General features: G+C 70.3%; 18 protein-coding genes. 4 read left to right on the forward strand and 14 right to left on the reverse strand.

The features are described from left to right. Positions 1-183: 183 nt before the first annotated feature. The 4 genes from ACH4S8_RS17690 to ACH4S8_RS17705 all read right to left on the reverse strand — a co-directional run bounded on the left by ACH4S8_RS17690 (position 184) and on the right by ACH4S8_RS17705 (position 3,427). Positions 184-612 carry a hypothetical protein gene (locus ACH4S8_RS17690; protein WP_398394792.1) on the reverse strand — a complete coding sequence of 143 codons (429 nt, stop codon included), beginning with the start codon at positions 610-612 and terminating at the stop codon, positions 184-186. A gap of 4 nt (positions 613-616) precedes the next feature. Continuing rightward, complete coding sequence (locus tag ACH4S8_RS17695) at positions 617-1,102, reverse strand: roadblock/LC7 domain-containing protein (protein WP_398394794.1); 486 nt, start codon at positions 1,100-1,102, stop codon at positions 617-619. Between the two features lie 53 nt (positions 1,103-1,155). After that, positions 1,156-2,274: a MarR family transcriptional regulator gene (locus ACH4S8_RS17700; protein WP_398394796.1), complete on the reverse strand. Its 1,119-nt coding sequence runs from the start codon at positions 2,272-2,274 to the stop codon at positions 1,156-1,158. A 178-nt stretch (positions 2,275-2,452) separates the two neighbouring features. Beyond that, a complete protein-coding gene (locus tag ACH4S8_RS17705) occupies positions 2,453-3,427 on the reverse strand; it encodes a LysR substrate-binding domain-containing protein (RefSeq protein WP_398394799.1) in 975 nt (324 codons plus the stop codon). Between the two features lie 174 nt (positions 3,428-3,601). Between ACH4S8_RS17705 and ACH4S8_RS17710 the strand changes: the two genes are divergently transcribed. Next, entirely contained in the window at positions 3,602-4,156 is a 555-nt protein-coding gene (locus tag ACH4S8_RS17710; RefSeq protein ID WP_398394801.1) for a peroxiredoxin, read from the forward strand. 6 nt (positions 4,157-4,162) lie between these two features. Further along, a complete protein-coding gene (locus ACH4S8_RS17715) occupies positions 4,163-4,696 on the forward strand; it encodes an alkyl hydroperoxide reductase (protein WP_398394803.1) in 534 nt (177 codons plus the stop codon). Between the two features lie 112 nt (positions 4,697-4,808). On the opposite strand, the gene ACH4S8_RS17720 is transcribed toward ACH4S8_RS17715, so the two are convergent. From ACH4S8_RS17720 to ACH4S8_RS17735, 4 genes are all read right to left on the reverse strand, one after another. Further along, a complete protein-coding gene (locus ACH4S8_RS17720; protein WP_398394806.1) occupies positions 4,809-6,224 on the reverse strand; it encodes an AI-2E family transporter in 1,416 nt (471 codons plus the stop codon). A gap of 156 nt (positions 6,225-6,380) precedes the next feature. Further along, complete coding sequence (locus ACH4S8_RS17725) at positions 6,381-7,106, reverse strand: transglycosylase SLT domain-containing protein (RefSeq protein ID WP_398394808.1); 726 nt, start codon at positions 7,104-7,106, stop codon at positions 6,381-6,383. Positions 7,107-7,515: 409 nt separating this feature from the next. After that, positions 7,516-8,841 (reverse strand): PhoH family protein, encoded by a 1,326-nt coding sequence (locus ACH4S8_RS17730; RefSeq protein WP_398394810.1) that lies wholly within the window; start codon positions 8,839-8,841, stop codon positions 7,516-7,518. Between the two features lie 320 nt (positions 8,842-9,161). After that, a complete protein-coding gene (locus tag ACH4S8_RS17735; RefSeq protein WP_398394812.1) occupies positions 9,162-9,935 on the reverse strand; it encodes an isoprenyl transferase in 774 nt (257 codons plus the stop codon). 144 nt (positions 9,936-10,079) lie between these two features. Between ACH4S8_RS17735 and mgrA the strand changes: the two genes are divergently transcribed. Both mgrA and ACH4S8_RS17745 read left to right on the forward strand, forming a co-directional pair. Then, positions 10,080-11,117, forward strand: coding sequence for an L-glyceraldehyde 3-phosphate reductase (gene mgrA, locus ACH4S8_RS17740; RefSeq protein ID WP_398394814.1), 1,038 nt, complete (start codon positions 10,080-10,082; stop codon positions 11,115-11,117). A 408-nt stretch (positions 11,118-11,525) separates the two neighbouring features. Further along, entirely contained in the window at positions 11,526-11,870 is a 345-nt protein-coding gene (locus tag ACH4S8_RS17745) for a DUF192 domain-containing protein (protein WP_398394816.1), read from the forward strand. Between the two features lie 564 nt (positions 11,871-12,434). On the opposite strand, the gene ACH4S8_RS17750 is transcribed toward ACH4S8_RS17745, so the two are convergent. The 6 genes from ACH4S8_RS17750 to ACH4S8_RS17775 all read right to left on the reverse strand — a co-directional run bounded on the left by ACH4S8_RS17750 (position 12,435) and on the right by ACH4S8_RS17775 (position 16,092). Then, on the reverse strand, positions 12,435-13,310 hold the full coding sequence (locus tag ACH4S8_RS17750; RefSeq protein WP_398394818.1) for an LLM class flavin-dependent oxidoreductase: 876 nt from the start codon (positions 13,308-13,310) through the stop codon (positions 12,435-12,437). A 40-nt stretch (positions 13,311-13,350) separates the two neighbouring features. Then, a complete protein-coding gene (locus ACH4S8_RS17755; protein WP_398394820.1) occupies positions 13,351-13,932 on the reverse strand; it encodes a dihydrofolate reductase family protein in 582 nt (193 codons plus the stop codon). Between the two features lie 85 nt (positions 13,933-14,017). Further along, positions 14,018-14,665: an OmpA family protein gene (locus ACH4S8_RS17760; protein ID WP_398394822.1), complete on the reverse strand. Its 648-nt coding sequence runs from the start codon at positions 14,663-14,665 to the stop codon at positions 14,018-14,020. A gap of 3 nt (positions 14,666-14,668) precedes the next feature. Beyond that, a complete protein-coding gene (locus ACH4S8_RS17765; protein WP_398394825.1) occupies positions 14,669-15,262 on the reverse strand; it encodes a hypothetical protein in 594 nt (197 codons plus the stop codon). Between the two features lie 15 nt (positions 15,263-15,277). After that, the gene (locus tag ACH4S8_RS17770; protein ID WP_398395067.1) at positions 15,278-15,895 is read right to left on the reverse strand and encodes a pilus assembly protein TadG-related protein; all 618 of its coding nucleotides are present in this window, start codon (positions 15,893-15,895) and stop codon (positions 15,278-15,280) included. Continuing rightward, entirely contained in the window at positions 15,892-16,092 is a 201-nt protein-coding gene (locus ACH4S8_RS17775) for a hypothetical protein (protein WP_398394827.1), read from the reverse strand. Before ACH4S8_RS17775 ends, ACH4S8_RS17770 begins: the two co-directional genes overlap by 4 nt. Between the last annotated feature and the right edge of the window lie 50 nt (positions 16,093-16,142).

A 16,142-nucleotide genomic window follows, 5' to 3' on the forward strand; every position in this document is an offset into this window, starting at 1 on the left:
TGCGGGGGGGTGTCGGTGCTTCTGTGCCCGACCCCCCCCCCCCCGCCCATTCGGGGGCGGGGGGGCGCGGCGGCGGGGCGGGGGGGGGGGGGCGGGGCCGGCGGGGGGGGCGGGCGCCCCCCCCCCCGCGACCGGTGCCGCCGCCGGTGGCCCTCCCCGGCCGGGAGGGCCACCGGTCCGCGTTCAGAGGCTGTACTCCTTCACCACGCGGCGGACCTGGGCGAAGAGCATGCCCACGTTGACCGATTTGCGGCAGACCACCACGGCGACCACGTCCTGGGTGTCGCTCATGCGGATGAACAGATGGGTCAGGTTGTCGCTGTTGACCAGGATCTCCTGGAAGAAGTGCGTGTCGGACTCGATGCCCCGGCGTTCCTTGAAGACGTCCTCGATCATCTGGACCGTGCGTCCCTGGAACAGGTCGAGGGTCGCTCCCGCGAGCAGGTCCAGGACCTCCGGCGGATGGTTGTCGACGGTCTCGTAACTCAGCAGCATCCCGGTCGACATGTCGACCGCTCCGGAGGCGAGGCAGTCGGGGGCGTCGGCGCGCAGTGATTTGACCAGACCCATGATCTGGTCGGAGAACCCCGGTGTCATTCGCTTGGTGGCCATGTCGTCATACCCCTTCGGTCGCGGTGTCGGTCACGGCTCCGACGAGTGCGTCGGGCGCGGGCGCCGGAGTTCCGGCGAGCGGGTCGGGTTCGGACGGGATCCCGGCGAGCGGGTCGGGGCCGGCCCCGGTGAGGATCGCTCCGATGCGGCCGAGGGCCGGCCGCGTCTGCTCGTGGAGCCGTTCGAGGTCGATGCCCTCGTCGCCGAGGACGATCATCAGTGCGGTGTCGCCGACCGCGTAGAAGGCCGCGAGGCCCTGGCTGCCGTAGGTCACGGTCTGGCGGAACGCGCCCCTGGCGGTCACCGCGGTCGCGCGGCGCGCGATACCAAGGCCCGCGGCGGCGATCGCGGCGAGGCTCTCCGGGTCGATGGTGTCGGCGGTGTCGGCCGCGATGAGCATTCCGTCGGCGGCCGCCACCGCCGTATCGGTGATTCCGGGCACCCGTTCCCGGAGTTCCCTCATTTCCCTGGCCAGTGCCTCGTGATTCATGTGCTGAACTCCCTGATCATGGTGCGCATGTGTTCGATGGCGGGTATTCGGATTCATGTACCGGAATCGGGGGTCCAGATCCGGTGCCGCAGCCGGAAGAATCCTTTCCAGCTCGCCCCGGCCTTTTCCGGGGCGAGGGTTTCGGTGATTCCGCTCGCGCCGGGCTCGCGCCGGGGCAGCGACGGGGCATGGGCTCCGGGATCCCGGCGAGGGAGGGACGGAGCGGTCGCTCCGGGACACGGTCCGGAGTCCGCGCCGGACCGGGTACCGGAATCCGGCCCGGACCGGGTGCCGGAGTCCGGCTCGGGGTCCGGCCCGGGGTCCGGCGGTGGGGACTCTCCGGCGGCCACCGCCGAGGTCAGGGCGGAGAAGACCTCCGGGTCCAGTGCGGGCGGGGCGCCGGGCGGCCGCTGCCGGAGGGTTCCGGTCGGCAGGTCCCGTACGGTGACGCCGGTGACGGAAGCGGATTCCGCGGGCAGTTCGAGCAGCCCCTCGCCGAGCATGCGGGCCATCCCCACCGTCACGGTGTAGGCGCCGAGGCCGGTCGCGAAGGCGATGTCACGGGCGGTCCGACGGCCGTCGGCGTGGGCCAGCAACTCCTTCTGCGGTGGCGGGAGCTGCTCGCGTATCTCGTCCGGGACCGCGGCGGCCACGGGGCGTTCCCGGTCGGGCCGTACGGGCCGCGGCAGGGCGGCGACCGCCGCGAGCTTCCTCGCCGCGTCCTGCAGCAGCCGCCCGGGAGCCTCTCCGAGGACAACCGGCGCGTACGGCTCGAAGGCGGCGTCGAGCGGGTCGCACGCCTCCACGTCACCGGCCACGACGGCGAAGGCCGCGTCCTGCATCGCCATCATGCAGACGACCCGGAGCTGTGCGGCCCCCGCGTAACCGTGGGCGATCAGCCCGGCCTCGGGCCACCGGGTGCCGCCGGCCTCGCGGAGCAGTTCGGCCCACTGCTCGCCGCTGACCCGGCCGGAGCGCAGCAGCCGTGCCTCCGCTCCCGGGGCGCCCGGACTCTCGACGGCGACGACGCAGCCGTCACGAAGATGGAAGACTCCCCCGGGTTTTCCGGACACCCGCAGTTTTCCCGTCGCCCGTTCGCTCTGGCATTCGCCGAGCGCGCGCGACAGCAGGTCGTATCCGACCCGGCCAAGGGAATCCCGAATGCCCGACATCACTCCCCTTGGAACTTCCGGCACTTCGCACAGACGCCTGACGAGTCACCCTCAGGGGTCATGTGTATCAGCCGGGGTGGATATCCCCGCGGGAGTCGCGCTACCTGACGGAAGTTGAAATATCCCGGCTGCCACGGGACTTCATCGGTCGTCCGAATGACCGACTATGCACGGCGGTTCAGGCTCCGGCGCCCAACACCCGTACGGGCAGCGGCCGTAGAGCCTCGCGCAGGGCATCGGCCAGCTCCCGGTACTCCGTGCTCCGCGCGGCGCCCGACCGCATCGCGAGCGCGATCCGCCGGGTGGGCGCCGGATCGGCGAAGTACCCGGTCAGGAGCTGGTTGCTGCGGGTCGTCTCCACCTTGACGGCGGTACGCGGCAGGAGGGTCACCCCGAGACCGCCCGCGACCAGCTGGACGAGCGTCGACAGGCCCGCGGCGGTGGTGGTCACGGGGGCGTCCGCGCGCCCGGCCTCACGGCAGATGTCCAGGGCCTGGTCGCGCAGGCAGTGCCCCTCGTCGAGCAGCAGCAGACGCAGTTCCCGCAGCGCCTCGCGCGGAATGCCCTCCTGGCCGCCGAGCCGGTGGTCGAGCGGGGTCACCAGCACGAAGTCCTCGTCGAACAGCGGGAGTTCGACGACGCCCGGCATGCCGAGGGGGACCGCTAGCAGCAGCAGGTCGAGCCGGCCGACCAGGAGCCCGTCCAGCAGGCTGGCCGTCTGCTCCTCGTGCACCTGGAGGTCGAGGTCGGGGTAGCGGTCGTGGACGAGACGCAGGACGGTCGGCAGGAGGTAGGGGGCGACGGTGGGGATGACGCCGAGGCGCAGCACCCCGGTGAACGGCGCCCGCAGGGCCTCCGCCTCCTCCATCAGCGCGCCGACCTCGTCCAGCACGGCCCTGGCGCGGACGGCGAGCCGCTCGCCGGCGGGCGACAGGAGCACTTTGCGGGTCGTACGCTCCAGGAGGGTCACCCCGAGGGCCTCCTCCAGGGCGGAGACGGCTCCGGACAGCGCGGGCTGGCTCATGCCGATCGCGGCGGCCGCGTCGCGGAAGTGCAGGTGCTCGGCCACCGCGGTGAAGGCGCGCAGCTGCGCGAGGCTGGGGCTGCGGCGCCCGCCGCCCTTGCCGCCCGCCCTGCCGGTGGGGCTCGCCATGGCCGTACCTCTCGCTCCGGACCGGTTCACCGGCCGTCACTGATAGCTGCGCTCGATCAATGCAACCAAGTGTAGCTATTTCCCGAATCAATGCTGCCTGTGCCACCATCGTCGTCGTCCACCCCCCAGGGAAATGCCCCCAAAAAGGGCTATCCCTATCTGCTAGGAGAGTTTGTGCTCACTGTCGGTGACAAGTTCCCCACGTTCGACCTGACCGCCTGCGTCTCGCTGGAGAAGGGTCAGGAGTTCCAGCAGATCGACCACAAGACCTACGAGGGCAAGTGGAAGATCGTCTTCGCGTGGCCCAAGGACTTCACCTTCGTGTGCCCGACCGAGATCGCCGCGTTCGGCAAGCTGAACGACGAGTTCGCCGACCGTGACGCGCAGGTCCTCGGCTTCTCCGGCGACTCCGAGTTCGTGCACCACGCCTGGCGCAAGGACCACGAGGACCTGCGCGACCTGCCCTTCCCGATGATGGCCGACTCGAAGCACGAGCTCATGCGCGACCTCGGCATCGAGGGCGAGGACGGCTTCGCCAAGCGCGCCGTCTTCATCGTCGACCAGAACAACGAGATCCAGTTCTCCATGGTGACCGCCGGCTCCGTCGGCCGTAACCCCAAGGAGGTCCTGCGGGTCCTGGACGCCCTCCAGACGGACGAGCTCTGCCCGTGCAACTGGACCAAGGGCGAGAGCACCCTCGACCCGGTCGCCCTGCTGGCCGGTGAGTGACCTTCCATGGCTCTCGACGAACTGAAGTCCGCGATACCGGACTACGCCAAGGACCTGCGCCTGAACCTCGGTTCGGTGATCGGCAACAGCGACCTCCCGCAGCAGCAGCTCTGGGGCACGGTGCTGGCCTGCGCGATCGCCTCGCGCTCCCCGCGCGTGCTGCGTGAGCTGGAGCCCGAGGCGAAGGCCCGGTTGTCGCCCGAGGCGTACACGGCCGCCAAGTCGGCCGCCGCGATCATGGCGATGAACAACGTCTTCTACCGGACCCGGCATCTGCTCTCCGACCCGGAGTACGCGACGATGCGGGCCGGTCTGCGGATGAACGTCATCGGCAACCCGGGCGTGGAGAAGGTCGACTTCGAGCTGTGGTCGCTCGCCGTCTCCGCGATCAACGGCTGCGGCCAGTGCCTCGACTCCCACGAGCAGGTGCTCCGCAAGGCCGGCGTCGACCGGGAGACGGTCCAGGAGGCGGTCAAGATCGCCGCCGTGCTCCAGGCCGTCGGTGCCACGCTGGACGCCGAGGCGGTTCTCGCCGAGTAGTCCTCGCCCGCGGTCCGCCCACCCGGGCGCCCCGCGGTCCGCTTCACGCGCAGGGCCCCGCCCACCTCACGGTGGGCGGGGCCCTGCGCGTCGTCCGAGGGTCGCCGCGGCGTCAGCCCCGGTGCGCCGGGGACGCGTCCACGGCGGTGGCCCCGCGGGGCTCCGGCGCATGGCGCAGATCCGCCTCGGCCGCGTACGAACGCAGGTACGCGACCACCGTGTTGGTCACCGCGACCAGCGGCACCGCGACGACCGCTCCGCCGATGCCGGCGATCATGCCGCCCGCGGCGACCGAGAGGACCACCGCGAGGGGGTGGACGCGGACCGCGCGGCCCAGGATGAAGGGCTGCAGGATGTGGCCCTCGAGCTGTTGGACGGCAAGGACCACGACGAGGGTCATGACGGCGGTGAAGACGCCCTGGGTCACCAGCGCGACCACCACCGCCAGCGCCCCGGACATCACCGCGCCCACCAGCGGGATGAACGCGCCGAGGAAGATGAAGACGGCGAGCGGCACGGCCATGGGGACCTTGAGGAAGTAGATGATGACGCCGATGCAGATCGCGTCGATCAGGGCGACTATCACCGTGCCGCGGACGTACGCCGTGAGCGTGCGCCACGCGCGCGGGCCCGCGCCCGCGACCCCGGGCCGTGCGGCGGCCGGGACGAGCTTGAGCGACCACTCCCAGATCCGCCTGCCGTCGTAGAGCAGGAAGAGGGTCGAGAACATCGTGAGCAGGATGCCCGTCAGGGCCTCGACGATCACCGTCACGCCCTGCAGACCCGCCGACGTGATCTGGTCCGTGTTCGCGCCGATCGCCTCGCGGAGGTTCTTCGCGATCTTGTTGATCTGCTTGTCGGTCACGTGGAACGGACCCCTGAGGAGCCACTTGCGCAGCTCGTCGATGCCGTCCTGGATCTGGTTGGAGAGGTTGTCGACGTTCTCCTGGACCTGCCAGACCACGAACCAGCTGACCAGCCCCATGACGACGAAGCCGAGGATGGCGGTGAGCGCGGTGGCGAGCCCACGCGGCACCCCGCGACGCGTCAGCCGGGCCACCGTCGGCTGGAGCAGCGCGGTGATGAGCAGCGCGGCCACGAAGGCCAGCACGACCAGTTGCACGGCGCTGATGACCCGCATCAGCACCCAGACGGCGCCCGCGAGGATGAGCAGCCGCCAGCCGGCCTCGGCGGCGACGCGTACGCCCCACGGCACGGCGAGGGCGGGGTCGGGCCGGTGGTGGAGCGGTGCGTACGGGTGCGCCGCGGCCTGCTCCTCGGACGGGCGCTGGACCGGGAGCGCGGACGGCTCGGCGTCCGCCACCGATTCGTGCGGGATCTCGGGAGACCCGGAGGCCTCCGGGCGGGTGCCGGGTGCGTCGAGGGGGACGTGCCGGTCGAGGCCGTCCTCGCCGTCGAGGGGGCCCTGCGATTCCAGCTCGACCTCGGCGCGGCGTTCGTCCAGCTTCTCGCCGAGTTCGGTGAGACCGGCGCCGATCCGGCCGAGCCATCCTGGTACACGCGACATGATGCGTCCTTTTCCCCCGCTGCTCCCCACCACTCCCCCCTGGAGTCGTCGGGTCCGACCGTACATGGCCGAAGCCCCTCCCCCTAGGACGGGGAGGGGCTTCGCAAGGTTGAGCCGCCGACGTGCGGCGTGGACCGCCGACGTACGGGGTGGACCTCAGTACCAGCTGTTGGCCTGCCAGAACGACCAGGCCTCACAGGGACTGCCGTACCGGCTGTTCATGTAGTTCAGGCCCCACTTGATCTGGGTGGCCGGATTGGTCTGCCAGTCGGACCCGGCGGACGCGTACTTGCCCGCGGGCAGGGCCTGGAAGAGACCGTAGGCACCCGAGGAGGCGTTGACGGCGTGGTAGTTCCAGCTGGACTCGTGGTTCACGATGTTGCTGAAGCACTGGAACTGACCGCTCGGCACCATCTGGGCCGCCATCGCCTGGATCTGGGCGACGGTGTACGAGGACTGGACCGAGAAGCTGGAGGCGTCCCGCGTCGCGGAGCGGCTGGCAGCCTTCTCGGCCGCCGCGCGCTCCTTGGCGTCCTTCTCGGCCTTCGCCTGCTTCGCAGCAGCCTGCTGCTTCGCGACGGCGTCGTCGGCCGCCTGCTTGCGCGCGGCTGCCTCCGCGTCCTTCTTGGCGCTCGCGTCGGCGGCGATGGCCTGGGCGTCGGCCTGCTGCGTCAGGGACGCGGTCTGCACCTGGGCCTGCTGGCCCGCAGGTATGTCAGCGAGGAGAGTCGAGTCGCTCGCCGTCGCCTCGGCATCGTTCGAGGGCTGGGCGACGCTGCCCGAGGCAACTCCGACCACGCTTCCGACAGCGGTGACCGCGGTGGCCGAAGCCACTGCGAATCCCCGGACCGAAATCCGGCTCACACGGTTTCCTTCCAGCATCGCCCGTTTAGGTGACCCTCGCGGACGCAATCGTGCCCCTCGGCGCTGGCCTCCCAACTGCGGGGTCACGGGGAGACACGGGCCCGGTGGGCAACTCCCGCTCGGGGAGCGCCGCGTGGTGCGCGGGCGGCATACGACGGCTCTATGGAGTTCTGAGGTTCCGGTGTTGCCGTACCGCTGGGGATACAGCTGTGTCGTATGCGGGGCCTGACAGGAGTGAGACTCTAGCCGTAACCCGGCTCCGCGCGGCAATTCCGTGTCGCGTGTGAAAGCTCACACCCCGTTTGCCACAGCTGCTTCCAGGAAACGCCAGCGCAGCAGGACGCCGCCCGGCTAGGCTCTTCGCCTTTGCCGGACGGCGTCAACCAGCGTGTATCCCACACCCTTTGACCAGGTGGGACAGCCTGGATCAGATCTGCCCGTCCTCCAGCATTTCGGTCACGAGGGCCGCAATCTGGGACCTCTCGGAACGATTCAGCGTGACGTGCGCGAAGAGCGGATGGCCCTTCAACTTCTCGACGACGGCGACCACTCCGTCGTACCGCCCGACGCGCAGATTGTCCCTTTGTGCCACGTCATGGGTCAGAACGACCCGCGAATTGGCGCCGATACGGGACAGAACGGTCAACAGGACGTTCCGTTCCAGGGACTGGGCCTCGTCCACGATCACGAACGCGTCATGGAGCGAGCGGCCGCGGATGTGCGTGAGCGGCAGGACCTCCAGCATGCCGCGCGCGGTGACCTCCTCGATGACGTCGCGGCTGGTGACCGCGGAGAGCGTGTCGAAGACCGCCTGCGCCCAGGGACTCATCTTCTCGGACTCGGAGCCGGGCAGATAGCCGAGCTCCTGCCCGCCCACCGCGTACAGCGGCCGGAAGACCATCACCTTCTGGTGCTGGCGGCGTTCGAGGACGGCCTCCAGGCCCGCGCAGAGCGCGAGCGCGGACTTGCCGGTACCGGCCCGGCCGCCCATCGACACGATCCCGACGTCCGGGTCGAGCAGCAGGTCGAGCGCGATGCGCTGCTCCGCGCTGCGGCCCTTGATGCCGAACGCCTCGCGATCGCCGCGTACGAGCCGGACGTTGCCGTCGGCGGTGACCCGGCCGAGGGCCTTGCCGCGCTCCGACTGGATCGTCAGCCCCGTGTGCACGGGCAGGCCGGCCGCTTCGGGGACGTAGGCGCGCCCCTCCTCGAAGAGGATGTCCACCTGCTCGCCGGACAGGGCCAGTTCGGACATCCCGGTCCAACCGGACGAGCCCGTGATGGCGAGCTCCGCCCGGTACTCCTCGGCGAGGAGCCCCACGGAGGACGCCTTGATCCTGAGCGGCAGGTCCTTCGAGACGACGGTGACGTCGTATCCCTCGGCCTGCAGGTTGCGGGCGACCGCGAGGATGCGGGAGTCGTTGTCCCCCAGGCGGTACCCGCTGGGCAGGACGCTGGGGTCCGAGTGGTTGAGCTCGACGCGCACCGTCCCGCCGAGGTCCCCGACGGGGATCGGGGAGTCGAGGCGGCCGTGCCGGACCCGGAACTCGTCGAGCAGACGCAGCGCCTGCCGGGCGAAGTAGCCGAGTTCGGGATGGTGCCTCTTGGCCTCCAGTTCCGTGACCACGACGATCGGGAGCACTACCTCGTGCTCGTCGAAACGGCTCACGGCATTCGGGTCGGCCAGCAGGACGCTGGTGTCGAGAACATAGGTGCGCCGGTCTGGCGTGCGGCGCTTTGTGCTGGTCACCACGGAAGGACGTACCCCCTCGGATGAGGTCGGGGAGCGACGAAGGAGAGCTGGACCGGTTCGCGGCACCGATGCACGGGCCGAAAACCGGCCCTCCGCTTCGTCCGTGCTGACCGCACGATCGGGCTGGTGCAAAGGGCCTCCCGGGCGGACGGCCCCGTGCCGTCCGCTGAGATACGACACCCGTGGTTCGGGCATCGACCTGCAAGGCTTATGCCCTCGAACGAGCCAAGCCATGCCAGGGCATATGACGGCGCATTCGTTAACTCCCGGTGACGTACGTCCCCGTGGGGTGCCCCGGGTGACGCGGGACACCCCTGTATTCAGCCTCCGTAACGGCGGTGTCGCGCCGCGTAGTCGCGCAGGGCGCGCAGGAAGTCGACCTTGCGGAAGGCGGGCCAGAAGACTTCGCAGAAGTAGTACTCGGAGTGGGCGGTCTGCCAGAGCATGAATCCGGACAGCCGCTGCTCGCCGCTGGTGCGGATCACCAGGTCGGGATCGGGCTGGGCACCGGTGTAGAGGTGCTTGCCGATGAGGTCGACGTCGACGCGGTCCGCGAGGTCCTCCATGGAGGTCCCCTTGTCGGCCGCGTCGAGGATCATCGAACGCACGGCGTCGGCGATCTCCTGGCGGCCGCCGTAGCCGATGGCGACGTTGACGACTATCCCCTCGACGTGCGCGGTGGACTCCTCGGCCTCCTTGAGGGCCGACTGCATCGGCGAGGGCAGGATGTCGCGCGTCCCGACGTGGTGCACCCGCCAGCGGCCGTCGGCCGCCAGGGTGCGGACGACGCCCTCGATGATGCCGAGTAGCGGACCGAGCTCCTCCTGCGGGCGGTCGAAGTTGTCGGTGGACAGCAGCCACAGGGTGACGACCTCGACATCGGTCTCGGCGCACCAGCCGAGGAACTCCTCGATCTTGTCCGCTCCGGCCCGGTGGCCCTGTGCTGTGGTGGAGCCCGCGGCCTTCGCCCAGCGGCGATTGCCGTCCATGATGACCCCGATGTGCTTGGGCACCTGGTCGTGGTCGAGGTGGCCTTCCACCCTGCGTGCATAGAACCTGACCAGCAGACGGCGCAGGTTGTCGCGCAAGGTCACGTGTTGTCAGCCCCTCCGTGCGGATCGGACAGCCGCGCCCGAGCACAGTCTCTGTCCATATGGCGGTCCCCCGGGGCGAAGCCTACCCCTGCGAAACGCGAGGGCTCCCGAGGGGCCTGTGCACCCTGACATAGGTTCGTCCCCATGAACGACCCCACTCTGTACCGTGCCGCAACGGAGCGGTACGACTCGATGGAATACCGGCGTACGGGCCGCAGCGGCCTCAAACTGCCCGCGATCTCGCTCGGCCTGTGGCACAACTTCGGCGACGACCGCTCGCTGGACTCCCAGCGCGCGATCCTGCGCCGCGCCTTCGATCTCGGTGTCACCCACTTCGACCTCGCCAACAACTACGGGCCGCCCTACGGCTCGGCGGAGCTCAACTTCGGCAAGCTGCTGAAGCAGGACTTCGCCCCGTACCGGGACGAACTGGTCGTCTCGACCAAGGCGGGCTACGACATGTGGCCCGGCCCGTACGGCGAGTGGGGCAGCCGCAAGTACCTGCTGTCCTCGCTGGACCAGTCGCTGCAGCGGATGGGCCTCGACCACGTCGACATCTTCTATTCTCACCGCTTCGACCCGGACACTCCGCTGGAGGAGACGATGGGCGCGCTCGCGTCCGCCGTCCAGCAGGGCAAGGCGCTGTACGTCGGCGTCTCCTCGTACAGCAGCGAGCAGACGGCGGAGGCGGCCCGGATCCTGACCGACATGGGCGTCCGTCCGCTGATCCACCAGCCCTCGTACTCCATGCTCAACCGCTGGACCGAGGACGACGGCCTGCTCGACGCGCTGGAGGCGGCCGGAATGGGCTGCATCTCCTTCGCGCCGCTCGCACAGGGCCTGCTGACCGGCAAGTACCTCCAGGGCGTCCCGGAGGGCTCGCGGGCCACCCAGGGCAAGTCGCTGGACCCGGGCCTGCTGGACGAGGAGGTCGTGCGCCGGCTGAACGGCCTGAACTCCATCGCGGCCCGGCGCGGCCAGTCGCTCGCCCAGCTCGCGCTCACCTGGGTGCTGCGCGACCAGCGGATGACCTCCGCCCTCATCGGCGCGTCCAGCGTGCGGCAGCTGGAGGAGAACCTGGCCGCGCTGGCGGCCCCGGAGCTCACGGACGAGGAACTGAAGGAGATCGACACGTTCGCGGTGTCGACCGAGGGCACGAACATCTGGGCCCAACGGCACTGAGTCACCGGAATCCCGGGCCGCACGGGGCGGCCCGCCCGAGGGGCGCACGGGGGCGCCCGCCGGGCGGGCCGTCGCGGGCACAAAAAACGGGCCGGTCCGTGGGGGGGAGACGGACCGGCCCGAGGGGGGGGTTCCACCATAACCCTTCGTAAGTGATGCTGCGTGCATCCGCGTGCCACAACTACTCTCCGGAGTCGCCCAGCAACGCCGCGACGAGCATGGAACTATCGATTCCGGGTGTGATCATGGCCGAATCATGGCTGATTCAAAGGGAATCGAGGAGGATCAACAGAGATCCAATGGGTCCGCACGCGGTCTCGGGGCGTGTCGCCGAACGGTTCGCACGTACTCCGGGCGAGTGATCCGCGTGGCGCCGGCCCGCTTGACCCCCACGCTAATTTCGCCCCTATGACCACCTTCACGACGAACTCGCCGGAGGGGACGTCCGAGCCGGTCCCCCTGGAGGTCGCCGCCACGGCGCGCGCCCGGCGGCGGGGGCTGCTCGGGCGTTCGGGGATCGAGGGCGCACTGCTGCTGACCCCGGCGAACTCGGTGCACACGCTCGGGATGCGGTTCGCGATCGACGTCGCCTATCTGGACCGTTCGTCACGGGTCCTGGCGGTACGCACGATGCGTCCGGGCCGGCTGGGACTGCCGCGGCCGCGGGCCCGGCAGGTCCTGGAGGCGGAGGCCGGGTCGATGGAGCGATGGGGCGTGCGACGCGGCGCGCGGATCACGGTCCGGCAGGCCTGACATCACGTCACCAGGCAAGGCAGCACCGCGCAGCCCCCTCCTCTGCGCGGTGCCACACGCGCAGCTTTGCTCACGCGAATTACCTCGGCTTGAACTTACGTCAGCCGAACATCCCTGGCGACAGCCACTGGATAACGATGTGGAAACCCCGTGCAGATCTTCCGCACACGGTGTGCCGCACCCTCGGCCCTCGCCTGTCGTCCCGGGGACATCTCACGCCGAGCACCTCCCATGGTGGGGTTTTCGGTCAATCTGCCCGGCCGGGAATCGATCACGGCCCTGGGCTCCCCGGCACGGGGTCCGAGGGGCTGGAGAACGGCGGGAATCTCCAGGGGGACACGGGGGAAACGGGAGGCCGGGGAACGGAGGGGCGAGGGAAGCGGCGGGCCGGGCCTCGGGAGGGGGCGCGGAAGCAGGGGGCCGGGGAAGCGGTGGGGCGGGGAGGCAGGGGGCCGGGCAACCGGCGGGGCCGGGGAGCAGTGGGCCCGGTGTTCGGAGAGCCGGGGAAGCGGCCGGCCAGGGAAGCGGCGGGCCCGGCGTTCGGAGGGCCGGGGAAGCGGCGGGCTAGGGAAGCAGGGAGCGTACCCGCTCGGCGGCGAAGCGGACGAAGCCCTCGGGATCCGGCTCGTCCGCGGTGGGCTGGAGGACCACCGTGTCGGCACCGGCGTCCACGAGACGCCGGACGGCCTCGGCGACGGCGTCCGCGTCACCCGCGACCCCGAGCCCCTGGACCGCGCTCCCGCCGTCGGCCTCGATCTCGGCGCGCAGCCGGGCGGCGGCGCCGGCGCCGGTGGCGGTGTGCAGATAGACGACCACCCGGTGCTGCCCGTCGGTCCGGCCGGCCGCCCTCCGCCCCTCGTCGATGAGCCGACGGGCCCGCCGCACCCCGTCGACGGTGGTCGAGGCGGTGAGGACCGTACCGTCGGCGGCCTCTCCGGCGAGGCGCAGCGTACGGGGTCCTGTGGCGCCGGTGAGGATCCCGGGCGCCTCGGCGGGCGGCCAGTCGAGGGCGACGCCGTCGAGTTTCACGTACCGCCCGTCGGTGGTCACGCGCTCGCCGCGCAGCAGGGCGCGCAACGCGTCGAGATGCTCACGCAGCAGCGTCATGGGCGACTCGGCCCGTGCCCCGACCTGGCCCATCCAGTCCTGGACGCCGTGGCCGACCGCGACGGCGGCCCGTCCGGGGAACAGCCGGTGCAGGGTGGCGGTCTCCATCGCCGTGACGGCGACGTTCCGCAGCGGGACGGGCAGCAGCCCCACGCCCACCCGCAGGCGCTCGGTCCAGGCGAGCGCCGCCGCGGCGGCGGAGATGCCTCCTTCGAGGAAACAGTCCTCCCACAGCCACAGTTCCTCGAGTCCCGCCTCCTCCGCCCCGCGCGCGAGGGAGCGCAGCCGCTCGGGGGGCAGTTGGGGCCGGAAGACGACACCGAGTGAGGTCATGCCGCCTTCCTACCCGGGCGGCTCGACGCGGACAACCGCTTTACGCGCCTTCGGAACCGGTGGTGTCGCGCTCGTAGCGCAGGAGGGCGACACCGTTGCCGAAGGTCCGCGACTCGACGAGGCGCAGGTCGGTCGGGGCCTCGGACTGCGGGAACAGCGGCTTGCCGGCCCCGATGAGGACGGGGTGCACGTACAGCCTGATCTCGTCCACGAGGCCCAGCCGCAGGAACTCCGCGGCGAGATCGGCGCCGCTGAGCCCGAGGTCGCCGCCCTCCTGCTCCTTCAGCGCCAGGATCTCCTCGGGCACGACCTCCCGGACGACCGTGGTGTGCCCGGTGCCGCGCTCCATCGTCCGCGAGAACACCACCTTGGGAATGTTCCGCCAGATCCCGGCGAACTCGATCACCTCGGGGGCGGCGTCCGGGTCCTTGTCGGCCGTCGGCCAGTAGGCGGCCATCAACTCGTAGGTCACCCGTCCGGACATCACGGCGCCGAAGCTTCTGACCAGGTTGTTGAAGTGCTGGTGCAGCTCGGCGTCGACCCGGTGCCAGTCGATCTCGCGGTTCGGGCCCTCGATGTATCCGTCGAGAGACACCGACGACATCAACACGATCTTCCTCATGGCGGACTCCATCGACCTCGTGCACGACCCGTTCGTCGGGGGCATGCTGCCAGGAGGCAGGGCCCGGGAGAAGGTGACGCGCTCGTCAGGCGCTGTTCCCGTCGGCGGCGCCCCTCGGGAAGGTCACCTCCACCCGGCGGTTCTTGCGGCGGCCCTGTTCCGAGGTGTTGTCGGCGATCGGGTAGTCCTCGCTGTAGCCCCGCACCTCGAAGGTGATGTCCGCCTCCGCGGAGCCGAGCGCGGCGGCCAGCCGGTCGTGCACCTGTTCCGCGCGCTTCTTGGAGAGGGTCAGGCCGTGCGCGTACGAGCCGAGGTTGTCGGTGAATCCGAAGACGCGGACGGTCGTCGCGTGCTGGGCCTTGATCTCGTCCGCGATCGCCTGGATACGGGACTGGGAGTCCGGGTTGAGCTTCGAGCTGTCCTTGGGGAAGAGGACCTCCGCCTGGAGCGCGAACGTCACGTCGGCGTTGGTGTCCTCCCGGCGTTCCTCGCCGCCGAGGTCCTCCACGACCGACTTGATGTCCAGCACCTTGGCGGGCGCCAGGGTCGCTCCGTCGGCGAGCTTGAGCCCGGGACTGTTGGCGTCGACCTCGGGGGGCGGGGAGGTGGTGACGCTGCCGGGCGGGGCGCTGGGGTCGCCGCCGTCCGCGTGGGCGGGACCCGGGAGGCCGAGGGTGATCAGCACGGCGAGGGCCGTGAACGCGGTCGCGGCGGGGCGGGGCGGGAGGGCCATGGGTCAGCCCTCGGAGATCTCGATGGAGGCGGGTGGCATGGAGCCGACCTGGAAGTCGACGGCGGTGGTTCCGGCGGGGGGTGCGGGGAACTGGGCGAACCACTGGGTGGTTTCGCCCTGGCCGACGCCGCCCGTGAATTGGGTGCACAGGCAGCGACCCGAGGTGTCCCGAAGGATGAGGTACTTCTTCTTGCCCTTTTGATCGATCAGGCTGGCGCCGGCAATGGATGCCCCGTTCTTCGACAATTCCCGTTCGTCACCACGCCAGTCCGCCGCGATCCAGACGTTGTCGGTGTTGTTCGTGACCGTCCCTTCGACGGTCACGAAGCCTCCCTGGTCACGCTTGGCCGAAGTGACCGTCAGGGTGATTCCGTTCTCGCCCTTGACCTCGGCCAGCACCTGGTCCTGGCTTGCTGTCGGCGAGGCCTGCTTCGCGTCGTCACCGTTCCCCTTGCTCGCCTGAGAGGTGGACGAGACCGCCTTCGGTTTGTCACCTCCATCTCCCCCGCCGCACCCGGACACCGTGAGGAGCAATCCAGCAGTGATCGCCACCGCGGCCATGGCCCTGCGGCCTTTCATGGTGTGCCGGAGATCCATCGGTACGGCTTCCTCTCACTCGGCCAGATGTACTGAGAACAGCACGGACGCGTCGGGAAGGTCGTCCGACTTGAAATGTTCGGGATCGATGTCCACACTGCGCCCGGCACAGTCCAGGTGCACGAGTTTCTTGGGATCCACGTCGGCGGCGAAGGTGCAGCGCGGCTCGATGACCGCCGTCGCGTGCGCCGTGGCATGACGGCTCTCCGTGCCCGGGACGATCGAGGCGCCCACTGTGTACCGGGTCTCGATCGCCACCCGATAGCCGGGAAGTCCGTTCACGACGGTGGGCTGGGCACCGCCCTGCACCGTCGCGTCGTTCTCGGTGGCCAGCCGGTCGGCGGCGGTGGATGCCCCCGCGCCATGGAACTTGTCGCCGAACGTTTCGCCGTCGAGCCAGTCCAGCCAGTGGTCGTCCGTACCGACGGCTCCCGCCAGCCCCGTCATGAGTTCGTCACGGGAGTCCTGTGCGGCCGCCAACGCCGCAGCGTCCGCCGCGGATTGAGCTCCATTGCGGGCGGACGCTGCTTGGGCGAAGACGAAGAAGACGAACGCGGCGAAGAGCAGGATCCCCGTCAGCCAGATGTAGATGGGGAGGGTCTGCCCCCGATCGCCCGCTTCTACGAGGGTCAGCCGCCTGTCACGCTTCTCACCGCGTTCAAGATGGCCTGCGAGATCAGCCCGTCCAGCCCCAGGCTGTCGATCAACGTGAAGATCCCCGCGATGATGATCATCAACCCCGCGTACTCCACGAACCCCGCGCCCGCGTCCCGGTGGGCGCCCCGCGTCCGGGAGATCACCGTTCGGGTCCATGTGGTGAACCTGTTCATCAGGACTGCCCTCCCTGCCGACGCAACCAACGACCCGAGCACCGTACGTG

The sequence above is a fragment of the Streptomyces sp. NPDC021080 genome, from assembly GCF_044333225.1.
In the GTDB taxonomy this organism is placed as follows: Bacteria; Actinomycetota; Actinomycetes; order Streptomycetales; family Streptomycetaceae; genus Streptomyces.

Coding starts and splice junctions, on each gene's coding strand:
- ACH4S8_RS17690 (WP_398394792.1), bottom strand. CDS start 612: ATGGCCACCAAGCGAATGACACCGGGGTTCTCCGACCAGATCATGGGT.
- ACH4S8_RS17695 (WP_398394794.1), bottom strand. CDS start 1,102: ATGAATCACGAGGCACTGGCCAGGGAAATGAGGGAACTCCGGGAACGG.
- ACH4S8_RS17700 (WP_398394796.1), bottom strand. CDS start 2,274: ATGTCGGGCATTCGGGATTCCCTTGGCCGGGTCGGATACGACCTGCTG.
- ACH4S8_RS17705 (WP_398394799.1), bottom strand. CDS start 3,427: ATGGCGAGCCCCACCGGCAGGGCGGGCGGCAAGGGCGGCGGGCGCCGC.
- ACH4S8_RS17715 (WP_398394803.1), top strand. CDS start 4,163: ATGGCTCTCGACGAACTGAAGTCCGCGATACCGGACTACGCCAAGGAC.
- ACH4S8_RS17720 (WP_398394806.1), bottom strand. CDS start 6,224: ATGTCGCGTGTACCAGGATGGCTCGGCCGGATCGGCGCCGGTCTCACC.
- ACH4S8_RS17725 (WP_398394808.1), bottom strand. CDS start 7,106: ATGCTGGAAGGAAACCGTGTGAGCCGGATTTCGGTCCGGGGATTCGCA.
- mgrA (WP_398394814.1), top strand. CDS start 10,080: ATGAACGACCCCACTCTGTACCGTGCCGCAACGGAGCGGTACGACTCG.
- ACH4S8_RS17745 (WP_398394816.1), top strand. CDS start 11,526: ATGACCACCTTCACGACGAACTCGCCGGAGGGGACGTCCGAGCCGGTC.
- ACH4S8_RS17750 (WP_398394818.1), bottom strand. CDS start 13,310: ATGACCTCACTCGGTGTCGTCTTCCGGCCCCAACTGCCCCCCGAGCGG.
- ACH4S8_RS17755 (WP_398394820.1), bottom strand. CDS start 13,932: ATGAGGAAGATCGTGTTGATGTCGTCGGTGTCTCTCGACGGATACATC.
- ACH4S8_RS17760 (WP_398394822.1), bottom strand. CDS start 14,665: ATGGCCCTCCCGCCCCGCCCCGCCGCGACCGCGTTCACGGCCCTCGCC.
- ACH4S8_RS17765 (WP_398394825.1), bottom strand. CDS start 15,262: ATGGATCTCCGGCACACCATGAAAGGCCGCAGGGCCATGGCCGCGGTG.
- ACH4S8_RS17775 (WP_398394827.1), bottom strand. CDS start 16,092: ATGAACAGGTTCACCACATGGACCCGAACGGTGATCTCCCGGACGCGG.